This is a genomic window from Sphingomonas dokdonensis, assembly GCF_002197685.1.
Lineage (GTDB): Bacteria > Pseudomonadota > Alphaproteobacteria > Sphingomonadales > Sphingomonadaceae > Sphingomonas > Sphingomonas dokdonensis.
In genome coordinates this window covers 964,943-978,314 of record NZ_NBBI01000001.1, presented here as the reverse complement: position 1 = coordinate 978,314, position 13,372 = coordinate 964,943, and the positions used below count along the sequence as shown (strand labels likewise).

Genomic DNA, 13,372 nt, shown 5'->3' with positions numbered 1-13,372 from the left:
CGATCGCGCTCTGGTCGCGACCGGGGACGACGTCTTGCGGGACGCGGCGGCTGGTCAAGGGCGCCGCGCGATGAGTGTTGCGCAAGCAGTGCAGGCGTCGCCCTTTGCCATGCCGCGCCACGTTGCCATCATCATGGATGGCAACGGGCGCTGGGCCAAGAAGCGCCTGCTCCCGCGCGCCGCCGGGCACAAGGCAGGCGTCGAGGCGGTCCGACGCGTAACCCGCCATGCCCGGGTGATCGGGCTGGAGGCGCTGACCATCTACGCCTTTTCGTCCGAGAACTGGCGCCGGCCCGAGCAGGAGATCGGCGACCTCATGGGCCTGCTGCGGCTGTTCATCCGCAGCGATCTGGCTGAGCTCGTGCGGGAGAACGTCCGGCTCAAGATCATCGGCGATTACGGCCGGTTCCCTTCAGACGTTGTCGCCCTGATCGACGATGCCGTTCGGCGCTGTGCGGCGAACACCGGGCCGATCCTGGCAATAGCCCTCAACTATGGCGCGCAGGCCGAACTGGTGCACGCCGCACGCCGGTTGGCCGAGCGCCTGCCGCCCGAGCAGATCGACGCCGCCGCGATCGAGGGCGAACTCGAAACGCGCGACATGCCGCCGCTTGATCTGCTGATCCGCACGTCGGGGGAGCATCGCCTGTCGAACTTCCTGTTGTGGCAGGCGGCATATGCCGAGTTGCTGTTCGTCGATACGCTCTGGCCAGATTTCGGGCCTGCCGATCTCGATCAGGCGATCGCGGCCTTCGGCAGCCGCAATCGGCGTTTCGGCGGCCTGTGACGCCGCCCGACGTCAAACTGCGCACACCGTCCAACCTGCGGCTGCGCATGATCGCCAGCGTGGTGATGATCGCGGTGGCGAGCGCCGCCTTGTGGTTTGGCGGCATCGCGTTCTGGCTGCTGGCCGTCGTCATCTCGCTGTTCATGATGGCGGAATGGTCGGATCTGCAGAAGGTGACGCCGCGTGAGAAGCGGCTCGCGCAATATGGCCTATCGGTGCCGCTGGCTGTGATGGCACCAGCCTCGCTTGTGCTTGAAGTGCACAATTTCTTTTCGCTCGGCCTGCTCGCGGGCGCGGCATTCTTCGTCGCGATTGTGACCCGGCATTCGGCGTTGGGGAAAGGCGTTATCTATTGCGGCCTGCCGGTACTCGCGCTTGTTTTCCTGCGGCGCCAGGATGCTGGGCTGCTGTTCGCCTTCTGGGCGCTCGCGCTGGTCTGGGCGACCGACATCGGCGCATTTTTCGCAGGGCGCACGATCGGTGGGCCGAAGCTCGCGCCGCGTCTGTCGCCGAACAAGACCTGGGCTGGGCTGATCGGCGGGGTTGTTGCGGCGAGCGCGCTGGCGGTGATCCTGCATGTCTATCATGGGCTCCCGTGGCGCATGACGATCGGCACGCCGCTGCTCGCCGTTCTCGCACAGGGCGGTGACCTGTATGAAAGCTTTCTCAAGCGGCGCGCCGGCGTGAAGGATTCGGGCAACATCTTGCCTGGCCATGGCGGGGTGCTGGACCGGCTGGATGGCGTAGTGCCGGTCGCCCCGGTCGCGGCGCTGCTGGTGGTCGTGCCGTACCTGTACCGATGAAAACTGTTACCATTCTTGGCGCCACCGGCTCGGTCGGCACGTCGACGCTTGATCTGGTCGAGCGCGCACCGGACGAGTTCCGCGTGGTGGCACTGACCGCAAACTGCGATGTCGCGCGGCTCGCCGATGCGGCGCGGCGCACCCGCGCCCAACGGGCGGTCGTCGCTGACGAGACCTGTCTTCCCGCATTGCGCGAGGCGCTCGCCGGCAGCGGCGTGGAGGCAGCCGGCGGCGATGCTGCCGTCGCGGAGGCGGCCGCGATGGGCGCCGATGTGACCGTGGCCGCCATCGTCGGATGCGCGGGCCTGCGTCCGGCCATGGCCGCGGTGGAGCAGGGTGGCACGCTGGCGCTCGCCAACAAGGAAGCGCTGGTGTCCGCTGGGGACGTCATGAACGCGGCCGTTGCCCGGCACGGCGCGACGCTGCTGCCCGTCGACAGCGAGCATAGCGCGATCTTCCAATGCCTCGACACGAAGCTCGCCGATCGCGTCAGCCGCATCATCCTGACGGCTAGCGGCGGTCCGTTCCGCGACCGTGCGCTTGCGGACATGCGTGCGATCACGCCGGCGCAGGCCGTGGCCCATCCCAATTGGTCGATGGGCGCAAAGATCTCCGTCGATTCCGCGACCATGATGAACAAGGGCCTTGAGCTGATCGAGGCATTTCACCTCTTCCCGGTCGCCGCCGAGCAGATCGAAATCGTCGTGCACCGCCAGTCGGTGATCCATTCAATGGTCGAATATGTCGATGGCTCGGTGCTGGCACAGCTCGGCACGCCCGACATGCGCACGCCGATCGCCTGTGCGCTTGCTTGGCCCGATCGTATGCCCACGCCGGGGGAGCGGCTGGATCTCGTCCGCGTCGGCCGGCTGGATTTCGAGGCGCCCGACGAACAGCGCTTCCCCGCACTGCGGCTGGCGCGCGAGGCGCTTGTCGCGGGTGGCGCGCGCCCGGCAATTCTGAATGCTGCCAACGAAGTGGCCGTTGCGGCATTTCTGAAGGAGCGCATCGGCTACCTCGAAATTGCCGCAATCGTTGCCGATACGCTGGCAGGCTTTGATCCGGCTTCGCCTTCGTCGCTCGACGCGGTTCTTGATGTGGATCGCGAGGCGCGGGCGCTGGCGGAAGAGCGTGTGAAGGATCGCGTCGCTTGATCGAAACTCCCGGCCTGCCATTGACGCTTATCGCGTTCATATTGGTGATCGGCCCGCTCGTCTTCGTGCACGAGATGGGTCATTATCTCGCCGCCCGCTGGTTCGGCGTGAAGTCCGAGGCGTTCTCGATCGGATTCGGTCGCGAGGTCGCCGGGTGGACCGACAAGCGAGGGACGCGCTGGAAGATCGGCTGGCTGCCGCTCGGCGGGTATGTGCGGTTCGCCGGTGACATGAACGCCGTCAGCCAGCCCTCGGCGGAATGGCTCGCCTTGCCGGCGGAGGAGCGCAACAAGACGTTTCAGGCGAAGCCTGTCTGGCAGCGCGCGATCATTGTCGCGGCCGGGCCGATCGTGAACTTCATTGTCGCGCTGTTGATCCTTGGCGGCTTCGCCATGGCATTCGGCGACACGCGCACGCCGCCGGTCGTCGGGTCGGTGCTTGCGGGCAGTGCAGCGGAGCGCGCGGGCCTTCAGCCGGGCGATCGGATCACGCGGCTTGGCGACCGCGACATCCGCATCTTCGAGGACATGCTGTCGTACACCCGGATCAATCCGGGCGTCCAAACGCAGGTGACGGTCGATCGCGCCGGTGAGCAATTGACCCGTCCGGTCACCATCGGTGTGGAGCAGCAGACCGACCGGTTCGGCAACAGTTATCGCGTCGGCATGCTTGGAATTGCGCGCGGCGAGCGCGTGACGGTGCCCGTCAGCCTGTTTGAGGCACCGGTCGTCGCGGTCCGCCGCACGGGTGAGATCGTCTCGATGATGGTGGAGACGATCGGACAGATCATCTCCGGCCGACGCTCGGTGAAGGAACTCGGCGGCCCCTTGTCGATCGCCAAGGTCTCGGGTGAGCAGATCACGTTGGGGCCGGAAGCCTTTGTCTTCCTCATCGCGCTCGTTTCCATCAATCTGGGGTTCATCAATCTCCTGCCAGTTCCCATGCTGGATGGCGGACATTTGCTCTTCTACGGGATCGAGGCGCTGCGCCGGCGCCCTGTCGGCCCGGAAGCGCAGGAATGGGCGTTCCGGGGCGGCCTTGCCGCGATCCTGGCGCTGATGCTGCTGGTAACCTTCAACGATCTTGAGAATTTCGGCCTATGGCGCAGTCTCGCCCGCTTGATCGGCTGACGATTCAAGGGCAGGGCGCTGCGCTTACGGGCTTGTTTGGGCTTTCCGGGGTGGATTTGGTGACTGTATTGAACACTTCGTTTGCTCGACCGCGCGCGGCTGCGCTCCTGCTCGGCTGCACGATGCTGGCGGGCGTGCCGACCATGGCGGCGGCGCAGCAGCAGGCGCCACGTGCGCCGCAGGCCGTACCCGCACAGCAGCCCGCAGTGGCGCCGATCGTGACGCCGCCGGTCGAACGCACGATCCGCTCGCTGCGGGTCGAGGGATCGCAGCGTATCGAGCCGGATACTGCGCTCAGCTATACCAAGCTACGGGTTGGCCAGACTTACACCAATGAGACTCTCGATCAGGCAATCAAGGATCTCTACGCCAGCGATCTGTTCGCCGACGTGCAGGTGGCAGGTGCCGAGACGGGCGATATCATCCTGCGGGTGCGCGAGAATCCGATCATCAACCGCGTCATTCTGGAGGGCAACAAGCGCCTGAAGGAAGACAAGATCACCAAGGAGATCCGGCTCAAGCCGCGCCAGGTCTTCACCCGCTCCGCCGTGCGGCAGGACGTCGCGCGCATCGTCGAACTGTATCGCCGCCAGGGGCGCTTTGCCGCTTCGGTCGAGCCGAAGATGGTCGCGCTCGATCAGAACCGCGTCGACGTGGTGTTCGAGATCAGCGAGGGCCCGAAGTCCAAGGTCCGTCAGATCAACATCATCGGCAACGAGGTGTTCGACGACGACAAGCTGCGCCAGCAGATGGCGACCAAGCAGTCGCGCTTCTTCCGCCTGCTGTCGTCCAGCACCACCTACGACCAGGATCGTCTCGCTTACGATCAGCAGAAGCTGCGCCAGTTCTACCTGACTGAGGGCTATGCCGACTTCCGCGTCACCAGCGCGGTGGCCGAGCTGACGCCCGACAAGGAAGACTTCATCATCACCTATGTGGTGGAGGAGGGGCCGCGCTATAAGTTCGGCGACGTGTCGGTCGACAGCGATATTCGCGATTTCAACGACGAGGCGATGGCCAAGTCGCTGCCGATGAAGAAGGGCGACTGGTACAACGCCAAGCTCATCGAGGACACGATCGACAGCCTGAGTCAGACGACCGGCCTGTTCGGCTACGCCTTCACCGAGATCAATCCGGAAATCCAGCGCGACCGGGAAGCGCTGACCATGTCGGTCAACTTCCACATCGCGGAAGCGAAGCGGACCTATGTCGAGCGTATCGACATCACCGGCAACACGCAGACGCAGGACAAGGTGATCCGCCGCGAGATCCGCCTGGCGGAGGGCGACGCTTTTAACAGCTTCCAGGTGCGTCGTTCGCAGGATCGCATCAACAGCCTGGGCTATTTCCAGGACAAGTTCGAGATCAAGCAGACGCCGGGCTCCGGGCCCGATCGCGTCGTGCTCGGCGCCAACGTCGAGGAAAAAGCGACCGGCGAGCTGCAGCTGTCGGCCGGCTTCTCCAGCCTCGAGCGGTTCATCCTCCAGTTCAATCTCACGCAGCGCAATTTCCGCGGCAAGGGGCAGGAACTGCGCTTCGGCGTGAACTATTCGAGCTATTCGAAGTCGATCGAGGCGGGGTTCACCGAACCCTATCTGTTCGACAAGAATATCGCGGTCGGCGTCGACGTCTTCCGGCGCGACCTGAACGCTTTCAACTTCACCAATAACACGCGCCAGACCACCTATAGCCAGGTGTCGACGGGCTTCCAGATTCGCGCCGGCGTGCCACTGACCGAATATTGGTCGCTGTCCGCGCGCTATGGCCTCTCCTATGACGAGGTCAGCCTCGATCGCGACCAGTTCTTCCGCAACGGCGTCTGCGATCCGCTGCTTGCCGGCCGGTATCTGTGCGACGCCCTGGGCAATCGACTGACCTCGTCGGTCGGTTATTCGTTGATTTACGACAGCCTCAACAGCCGCTTGCGGCCGTCGGCTGGCCAGCGTTTAACCTTCAGTCAGGATTTCGCCGGCTTGGGCGGTGACGTGAAATATCTACGTACCCGTGCTGACGCCGCCAAATACTGGGGCATTGGCGGCGGGTTCATCCTCTCCGCGCTGGCAGAGGGTGGCTACATCCACCCGCTGGAAGACAGCAGGGTAGAGGGCGTCGATCCGATCCGCATCACCGACCGCTTCTACCTCGGCGAGCCGCAGTTCCGCGGCTTCGACATCCGCGGCGTCGGCCCGCGCGTGCTGCGTCAATTCTACCAGACCGATGCGAATGGCGCGCAGGTGCTGATCACCGATCGCGACCAGATCGTCGATGACGCACTTGGCGGCACGGCATACTATCTCGGCCGGATTGAGCTTGAGATCCCGCTCGGCTCGGGCGCGCGGGAGCTCGGCCTGCGGCCGTCGGTCTATGTTCAGGCGGGCAGCCTGTTCAACATCACCCGTCCGCAGCCGACCGCAACGTTTGAGACGATCACCGACGCGAACGGCAATTCGATCGTGTTGCCCAAACCGCTGACCGACACTGCCGGCAATCCGCTATACTATTATTCCAACCCCGCCGGCGGACTGGTTACAACCACGTGCGCGGCTGGTATTCCGGACGGCAGTGGTCTGTGTAACGGCATCATCCCGAACACGCCGCAGATCGCGTCGCAGCCGTTCAAGGAAAGCTTCCTTGGCAATTCGGCCAAGCCGCGCCTGTCGGTCGGCTTTGGCGTGAACTGGACCTCGCCGTTCGGTCCGCTCCGCATCGATATCGCCCGCGCGCTGATCAAGCAGGACGGCGACGACGACAAGCTTATCACCTTCAACGTAGGGACTCAGTTCTGATGACCAAGTTCAAGCACATGCTGCTCGCCGCAGCACTGGCCGCACCGGTTGCCTTCACGGCCGGCAACGCCACCGCGCAGGTGTCGGGCATTGCCGTCGCCAATCCGGAGCAGGCGGTCGCCAATTCCAAGGCATGGACCGCCGCGCGTTCGCAGATCCAGGCGCAGTACAAGACGCAGCTCGATCAGGCGAACACCCGCCGCACCGCGATTCAGGCGGAGCTGCAGCCGCTCGTCACTGCTTATCAGACGGCAGCGCGCGCTCCCGGCGCCAGCGAGGCATCGCTTCGTCCGCAGGCGCAGGCGATCCAGACCAAGCAGCAGGCCGCACAGCAGGAACTCGCCCGTCTGACCGAGCCGGCTCAGCGCGCCGAAAGCTATGCCATCGAGCAGATCAGCGCGAAGCTGTCGGACGCCGTTCAGGCCGCCGTTCGCGCCCGCAACGTTACGCTCCTGCTCCGCCCGGAAGCGGCGCTGTTCGCGCAGCCGGCTGCCGACATCACCCCGGCAATCACCGCAGAGCTCGACAAGTCGGTGCCGAGCGTCGGCATCACGCCGCCGGCGAACTGGCAGCCGGGTCAGGGTCAGGGCGCCGCAGCCGCGCAGCCGGCGCAGCGTAGCCGCCCGCAGGGCCGCTGATCCCGCACATGACCGATACGGCTTCTTCGGCGGCGCTCGGCCCGTTCGACGTTACCCGGGTAATGGCGGCGCTGCCGCATCGGTACCCGATGCTGCTCGTCGATCGCGTCGAAGAGCTGGTGCCCGACGTGTCGATCACCGCCATCAAGGCGGTGACGATCAACGAAGGGTTCTTCCAGGGGCACTTTCCCGGTCGGCCGATCATGCCGGGCGTTCTGATTGTGGAGGCGCTGGCGCAGGCCGCCGGCGTCCTCGCGGTCGAAAGCCTGGGCCTGTCGGGCAGCGGCAAGCTGGTGTATTTCATGTCGATCGACGGCGTGAAGTTCCGCAAGCCGGTGGAGCCCGGCGTGTTGCTTCGGCTGGAGGTGTCGTTCGTTCAGAAGCGTGCGCGGGTGTGCAAGTTCGCCGGTCGCGCGCTGATCGGTGATGAACTGGCGGCGGAATGCGAATTCACCGCCATGATCGCGGACCCGCCTGCCGCTTAGTCGGTATGCGCCATGCTGCATTGCAGGAAGTGTGCGCGTCTGCTAGGCGCGCCGCTTCTTTCAGGCTGGTCGGAACCAGCCGTTTCGGAGAAGAGACGTGAAGAACGATATTCACCCCGACTATCACATGATCAAGGTGCAGATGACGGACGGCACCGTGTACGAAACCCGCTCCACGTGGGGCAAGGAAGGCGACACGATGACGCTCGAAATCGATCCGCTGGCGCACCCGGCATGGACCGGCGGTCGCGGTCAGATGCTTGATCAGGGTGGTCAGGTTGCCCGCTTTAACAAGCGCTTCGGCGGGCTTTCGCTCCGCAAGTAAACGACTGGTTAACCGCCGCGGACCTAGCGTCCTCGTCATGTTCGCGGCGGAATATGAACCAGCTGAAAGCGATGGCCGGCGCCGCAGCCCGCGTGCGCCGGTTTCGCTTGATGTGCGAATCGCCGACGATGGCCTGCGCCGCACCTTGTGCAAGATCGTCGATATCTCGCGCGACGGCGCCCGCATGCAGACGCACTCCAATCTACGCCGCGGCAGCACGATCCGCCTCACGCTTCCCGTGGTCGGCGTGGTCGCCGCTGACGTGATGTGGGCGGACGATTTCACCGCCGGCTGCCGCTTCCACAAGCCGCTCACCGAAAAGCTGCTGACGAAGTTGCTTGCGCTCTGACGCGCCCCGCACGGCGCCTTTTATCGGCGCCATGGCGGATGGGGTGGGATTCGAACCCACGGTGAGCGTGAACCCACGGCGGTTTTCAAGACCGCTGCCTTAAACCACTCGGCCACCCATCCGTCGTCGTTGCCCTGTGGCGTGCTGCGGCGATGCGTGCAAGCCCGTCGATGATTGGCGGTTTCGATTGGAGCCTGCCTGTGTCACACAGGCAGGGTGAAGGCTTACAATATAACCCGTCGTTTTGTTCAGGTCGCGGCCGCCGCGTGCGTTGTTGCCTGCGCCATGCCCACCGTCGCCGCGGCGCAGGACGAGGCCGGCTTCCAGGCATATCTGCCCGAATTGCGCGCGCAGGCGCTGCGGGAGGGCGTGCGGCCGGCAACCGTGGACGCCGTTCTCCCCTCGCTCACCTATAGCGCCCGGGTGGTCGAGCTTGACCGTGCGCAGCCGGGCAATCCGCAATCGACCAGCATTCCGGCATTTGCGCCATACAAGGCGCGACATGTCGATGCGGCGCGCATCTCGCGTGGGCGGGCCGCTTATTCTGCCAATCGCAATCGATTGGCACGCGTCGAGGCACAAACCGGCGTGCCGGAGTCGGTCATGGTCGCCATCTGGGGGCATGAAACGAATTACGGCAGCTACACCGGCGATTTCGATCTGCTCCGCAGCCTCGCGACGCTGGCCTATGAGGGGCGCCGTCGCTCGCTGTTCGCCGGCGAATTCGTCGCAACGCTGAAGATTATGGATCGCGGCATTCCTCGCGAAACGCTGAAGGGCAGCTGGGCGGGCGCCACCGGCAATCCGCAGTTTCTCCCCTCGATCTACCTCCGCCTCGCCAAAGACGGCGACGGTGATGGCCGCGCCGACATCTGGAACAGCCAGGCCGATACGCTCGCCTCGATCGGCAATTACCTGTTGAACGCCGGGTGGCGTGCCGGGCAGCCTTGGGGGATCGCCGTGTCGGTACCCGCGAGCTACGATCGCTCCGGCGAGCGCAACGAGCTCGTCTCGCCACGTTGCAAGCGGGTGTTCGAGCGGCACAGCGGGTGGCGTACCATAGCGGAATGGCGCGCGCTCGGCATCGTGCCACAGGGCGCCGCCTGGCCGGGCGACGCCGTAATGGCAACGCTGCTGGAGCCGGACGGCCCGGGCAACACCGCCTATCTGCTGACGAGCAACTACCGTGTCATCCTCGATTACAATTGCTCGAACTTTTACGCGCTTTCGGTAGGGCTGCTGGCCGATGCGGTGGAGCGATAGCGCGCGGCCCGGGTTGACCGGGCTCGCCATCGCCATCGCTTGTCACACGAGCGTTGCGACCGCGCAGGCGGAAAGGCAGGTGTCGGTGCCGCTGCCGCCCGAGGCCGCCGCTGCGAGTGGGCCGGCCGGCACATCGGGGATGGGCGCCGCACGCTACGACGCCGTTGGTTTGGCCGAGATTGCGCGAGTCAGTGAAGGTGCCGCCGCGCTAGGTGAGGGGCCGATCACCGCTGCGCACTCATCCTTGTCGCCGGGAACGGTCGCGGAGGTGACCGCGCTCGGCTGCGGGCAGACGATCCTTGTTCTCGTCGATCGCGCGCTCGGACCGACCGCTCCCGCGCGCGAAATTATCCTGTCGCCTGCGGCCGCCCGCTTGTTGGTGCTGGCGGGGAACGGCGACGCCGCCGTCCGGGTGCGCGGTGTCGTGGCGAGTGCGGCCGATCTCGCGGCATTGAAGGCCGGGCGTCCTGCCGCTCGCCGGCTGGCCGCACCGCCGGCATTGCTTGCTGCGCTGCGCCAGCGGCTCCGTGCGCCATCTGCCGAACCGGTCACGGCCGCACAGCGCCCTGCAGCTTCGCCGCCGAAGGTTGCATCAGCAGCGCCGCGCCCGGCTGTTGCGAAAGCATCGACGGTAAAGCCAACACCGCCGCCAGCGCCGCGCGCCGTGCAGGGGAAGTATCTCGTGCAGGTCGCCGCACTCTCCGATGCGGCCCGCGCCCGCGCCCTGGCCAGAACGCTTGATGGTCATGTCGAGACTGCGGGCACGCTGCACCGCGTTCGCCTCGGCCCGTTTGTCGACATGAAATCCGCTCAACGCGCACGTGACGACGCCAAGCGGCGCGGCTATGGCGATGCCACCATCCTCACCCAGCCTTGAGCAGAGCACCGAGTAGAGCGTCCATGACCAAGCTTTTGTCCTATCTGGCGGTTCCGGCGATCGCCTTGTCGGTGGCCTATCCCTCCGCTGCCTCTGCGCCGCAGTTTCAGACGGTCGCGCCCGTGGCGTTCATGAAGGATCTGTCCACCGGCGCAGTGCTGTTCGCCAAGGACGCCGATCGCCGGATGCCGCCGGCCTCGATGGCCAAGATGATGACGGCCTATGTGGCGTTCGATCTCATCAAGCGCGGCGAGCTGAAGCTCGATCAGGAGTTCGAGGTGCGCCCCGAAACCTGGCAGCGCTGGCATGGTCCCGCCGCCGGATCCACCATGTTCCTGTCGCCGGGCGAGCGCGTGTCTGTCGAGAACCTGCTAAACGGTATCATCGTTCTGTCCGGCAACGATGCCTGCGTGGTTCTGGCAGAGGGCATCTCCGGCACCGAAGAAGCCTTTACCCAGCGCATGAACGAGGCGGCAAAGCGTCTCGGCCTCACGAACAGCCATTTCGGCACGTCGAACGGCTGGCCCGATAACGGCGTCACCTATGTCACGGCGCGCGACCTCGCGAAGCTCGCATCGTCGACGATCGAGGATCATCCGCGCCTCTACAAGCAGTTCTATTCGCGCAGCGAGTTCACCTGGGGCAAGACGCTCGGCTCGGGCAGTGCGATCACCCAGGCGAACCGCGATCCGCTGCTCGGCCGCGTGCAGGGTGCCGACGGGCTGAAGACCGGCCATACCGAGGAGGCCGGCTACGGCTTCACCGGCTCGGCCGAACAGAATGGTCGTCGCCTCGTCATGGTGCTCGCCGGGCTGACCAGCTTCAATCAGCGGATTAGCGAATCGGTCCGCTTCATGGATTGGGGCTTTCGCGCCTGGCAGGCGAAGCCGGTGGTGAAGCAGGGGCGCAAGGTCAGCGATGCGGAGGTGCAGCTTGGCGACGCTTCCACCGTCGGCCTCGTCGCGCCGCGCGATCTGAAGGTCGCGCTGCCATCGGGCGCGGTGCCTGCGATGTCCGCCAAGGTCGTTTATCAGGGCCCGCTGAAGGCGCCGATCAAGGCTGGCGCGCATGTCGCCGATCTCGTCATCACCTCGCCGGGCCTGCCGGTGCAGACGCTGCCGCTGGTCGCCGACAAGGATGTCGAGCAGGCCGGCTTCTTCGGTCGCGCCTGGGCCGGTTTAACCGGTCTGTTCGGATGACCGGACGCTTCCTCTCGCTTGAAGGCGGGGAGGGGGCGGGCAAGTCGACGCAGGTACGGGCGCTCGCCGCGGCGCTCGAATCGCGCGGCCTGTCCGTGCGCGTCACCCGCGAACCCGGCGGCAGCGAGGGTGCGGAGGCGATCCGCACCTTGCTGATGCAGGGCGAGGTGAGCCGCTGGGGTGCTCGTGCCGAGGCATTGCTGTTCGCCGCTGCGCGTTCGGATCACGTCGACAAGGTGATCCGCCCGGCGCTGGAGGCGGGCACCTGGGTAATCACCGATCGCTTCATCGATTCGACCCGCGCCTATCAGGGAGCGGCCGGCGGCCTCGACGATGCCTCGATCATGGCGCTGCACGGCTTCGGCTCGCGCGGGCTGCTGCCCGATCGCACCTTCATCCTCGATTTGCCCGTCGCGGAGGGTAGCCGCCGGGCTGCGCTGCGCGATGGTGCCGGTGCAGATCGTTTCGCGCAGCGCAGCCCCCATTTTCACGCCGATGTCGGCCGCGCCTTTCGCACTTTTGCTGTGCGCGAGCCTGGCCGCTTCCGCATCGTCGATGCCGGTCGCTCGCCGGGCGACGTGACCGCGCTGCTATTGTCCGAACTGAGCGATCTGCTGCCGTGACGATGCTGCGCGGCAACGGGGCAGCGCGGCGGGCATTCGAGGCGGCAGCCACGGGCGGCACCCTCCATCATGCGTGGCTGTTCGCCGGGCCGCAGGGGATCGGCAAGGGCAGCTTTGCCCGCGAGGCGGCGGCCGACCTGCTCGCCTGCGCGTCGGGCGACTTGGGGCTGGAGCGTACCAAGTCGCTGATCGAGGCGGGTTCGCACCCCGATTTTCGCGTGCTGGAACGCTTGCCGAAGGACGGCAAGCCGGACGGCGATCTCGCGCGCAGCATTACGATATCGCAGGTGCGTGGCCTTCAACCGCTATTCGCCACCACGCCATCGCTCGGGTCGCGTCGCGTCGTCTTGATCGACGCCGTGGACGATCTCGAACGCGCCGGCGCCAACGCGCTGCTCAAGAACCTGGAGGAGCCGCCGGCCGGCACGATCTTTCTGCTGATCAGCCATGCCCCGGGTCGCTTGCTGCCAACGATCCGGTCGCGCTGCCGTTTGCTGCGCTTCAACCCGCTTGACCATGACGACATGCTCGCTGCACTGGAACAGTTGTTGCCGGAATCGTCGGCGCAGGAGCGTGACGCTTTGGCAAAGGCCGGCGCCGGCTCCCCAGGCCGCGCGCTTCGCTTCGCTGGTCTGGAGCTCGACCGCCTCGATGCGGCGCTCGCCTCAATCGCGCAGCATGGCGACCGCGACAATGTCGAGCGGGTGAAACTGATGCGTGCTCTGTCTCTGAAGGCAGCGCAGCCACGCTACGAAGCGTTCCTTGATCGCGTACCGACCTTTGTCGCCGAGCAGGCGCCGTATCGCTCGGGTACCGCGCTCAAAGTCGCGCTCGATGCCTATGACGAGGTGCGCCGCATTGCTGCCAGTGCGCGCGGTCTGTCGCTTGATCCGGGGGGTACGGTGTTTGAACTGGCAGGGGTGGTCGCGCGGCTCGCACGATAGTAGAGGCGG

The 13,372-nt window shown here is 65.9% G+C and carries 14 protein-coding genes and 1 tRNA gene; 14 read left to right on the top strand and 1 reads right to left on the bottom strand.

Going from position 1 to position 13,372, the window contains the following annotated elements; genetic code table 11:
• Positions 1–70: 70 nt before the first annotated feature.
• The 9 genes from uppS (at position 71) to SPDO_RS04600 (ending at position 8,457) form a co-directional block, all read left to right on the top strand.
• Complete coding sequence (uppS, locus tag SPDO_RS04640; protein ID WP_088366205.1) at positions 71–787, top strand: polyprenyl diphosphate synthase; 717 nt, start codon at positions 71–73, stop codon at positions 785–787.
• Between the two features lie 47 nt (positions 788–834).
• Positions 835–1,590, top strand: coding sequence for a phosphatidate cytidylyltransferase (locus SPDO_RS04635; RefSeq protein ID WP_088366390.1), 756 nt, complete (start codon positions 835–837; stop codon positions 1,588–1,590).
• A complete protein-coding gene (locus SPDO_RS04630) occupies positions 1,587–2,744 on the top strand; it encodes a 1-deoxy-D-xylulose-5-phosphate reductoisomerase (protein ID WP_088366204.1) in 1,158 nt (385 codons plus the stop codon). Before SPDO_RS04635 ends, SPDO_RS04630 begins: the two co-directional genes overlap by 4 nt.
• A complete protein-coding gene (locus SPDO_RS04625; RefSeq protein WP_088366203.1) occupies positions 2,741–3,874 on the top strand; it encodes a M50 family metallopeptidase in 1,134 nt (377 codons plus the stop codon). The genes SPDO_RS04630 and SPDO_RS04625 overlap by 4 nt, the downstream gene beginning before the upstream one ends.
• 68 nt (positions 3,875–3,942) lie before the next feature.
• Positions 3,943–6,660 (top strand): outer membrane protein assembly factor BamA, encoded by a 2,718-nt coding sequence (gene bamA, locus SPDO_RS04620; RefSeq protein ID WP_425441922.1) that lies wholly within the window; start codon positions 3,943–3,945, stop codon positions 6,658–6,660.
• Positions 6,660–7,298 (top strand): OmpH/Skp family outer membrane protein, encoded by a 639-nt coding sequence (locus SPDO_RS04615; protein WP_088366202.1) that lies wholly within the window; start codon positions 6,660–6,662, stop codon positions 7,296–7,298. The genes bamA and SPDO_RS04615 overlap by 1 nt, the downstream gene beginning before the upstream one ends.
• An 8-nt stretch (positions 7,299–7,306) precedes the next feature.
• Positions 7,307–7,783, top strand: a complete 477-nt coding sequence (fabZ, locus tag SPDO_RS04610) for a 3-hydroxyacyl-ACP dehydratase FabZ (RefSeq protein WP_088366201.1) — start codon at positions 7,307–7,309, stop codon at positions 7,781–7,783.
• A 97-nt stretch (positions 7,784–7,880) separates the two neighbouring features.
• Positions 7,881–8,108, top strand: a complete 228-nt coding sequence (gene rpmE, locus SPDO_RS04605) for a 50S ribosomal protein L31 (RefSeq protein ID WP_088366200.1) — start codon at positions 7,881–7,883, stop codon at positions 8,106–8,108.
• 37 nt (positions 8,109–8,145) lie between these two features.
• Positions 8,146–8,457, top strand: coding sequence for a PilZ domain-containing protein (locus tag SPDO_RS04600; RefSeq protein ID WP_088366199.1), 312 nt, complete (start codon positions 8,146–8,148; stop codon positions 8,455–8,457).
• A 32-nt stretch (positions 8,458–8,489) separates the two neighbouring features.
• Here SPDO_RS04600 and SPDO_RS04595 read toward each other — a convergent pair.
• Positions 8,490–8,579 (bottom strand) — tRNA-Ser (locus SPDO_RS04595).
• Between the two features lie 163 nt (positions 8,580–8,742).
• Here SPDO_RS04595 and SPDO_RS04590 point away from each other — a divergent pair.
• The 5 genes from SPDO_RS04590 (at position 8,743) to SPDO_RS04570 (ending at position 13,363) form a co-directional block, all read left to right on the top strand.
• Positions 8,743–9,720, top strand: a complete 978-nt coding sequence (locus SPDO_RS04590; RefSeq protein ID WP_088366198.1) for a lytic murein transglycosylase — start codon at positions 8,743–8,745, stop codon at positions 9,718–9,720.
• Positions 9,721–9,988: 268 nt separating this feature from the next.
• A complete protein-coding gene (locus SPDO_RS04585) occupies positions 9,989–10,597 on the top strand; it encodes an SPOR domain-containing protein (protein WP_211279989.1) in 609 nt (202 codons plus the stop codon).
• Positions 10,598–10,620: 23 nt separating this feature from the next.
• Positions 10,621–11,796, top strand: a complete 1,176-nt coding sequence (locus SPDO_RS04580; protein WP_088366196.1) for a D-alanyl-D-alanine carboxypeptidase family protein — start codon at positions 10,621–10,623, stop codon at positions 11,794–11,796.
• Complete coding sequence (tmk, locus tag SPDO_RS04575; protein ID WP_088366195.1) at positions 11,793–12,419, top strand: dTMP kinase; 627 nt, start codon at positions 11,793–11,795, stop codon at positions 12,417–12,419. The genes SPDO_RS04580 and tmk overlap by 4 nt, the downstream gene beginning before the upstream one ends.
• On the top strand, positions 12,416–13,363 hold the full coding sequence (locus SPDO_RS04570; protein WP_088366194.1) for an AAA family ATPase: 948 nt from the start codon (positions 12,416–12,418) through the stop codon (positions 13,361–13,363). Before tmk ends, SPDO_RS04570 begins: the two co-directional genes overlap by 4 nt.
• Positions 13,364–13,372 lie beyond the last annotated feature (9 nt).

Excerpts from the sequence above, each read along its gene's own strand:
- uppS (WP_088366205.1), top strand. The coding sequence starts at position 71 with ATGAGTGTTGCGCAAGCAGTGCAGGCGTCGCCCTTTGCCATGCCGCGC.
- SPDO_RS04635 (WP_088366390.1), top strand. The coding sequence starts at position 835 with ATGATCGCCAGCGTGGTGATGATCGCGGTGGCGAGCGCCGCCTTGTGG.
- SPDO_RS04630 (WP_088366204.1), top strand. The coding sequence starts at position 1,587 with ATGAAAACTGTTACCATTCTTGGCGCCACCGGCTCGGTCGGCACGTCG.
- SPDO_RS04615 (WP_088366202.1), top strand. The coding sequence starts at position 6,660 with ATGACCAAGTTCAAGCACATGCTGCTCGCCGCAGCACTGGCCGCACCG.
- fabZ (WP_088366201.1), top strand. The coding sequence starts at position 7,307 with ATGACCGATACGGCTTCTTCGGCGGCGCTCGGCCCGTTCGACGTTACC.
- SPDO_RS04600 (WP_088366199.1), top strand. The coding sequence starts at position 8,146 with ATGTTCGCGGCGGAATATGAACCAGCTGAAAGCGATGGCCGGCGCCGC.
- SPDO_RS04590 (WP_088366198.1), top strand. The coding sequence starts at position 8,743 with ATGCCCACCGTCGCCGCGGCGCAGGACGAGGCCGGCTTCCAGGCATAT.
- SPDO_RS04580 (WP_088366196.1), top strand. The coding sequence starts at position 10,621 with ATGACCAAGCTTTTGTCCTATCTGGCGGTTCCGGCGATCGCCTTGTCG.
- tmk (WP_088366195.1), top strand. The coding sequence starts at position 11,793 with ATGACCGGACGCTTCCTCTCGCTTGAAGGCGGGGAGGGGGCGGGCAAG.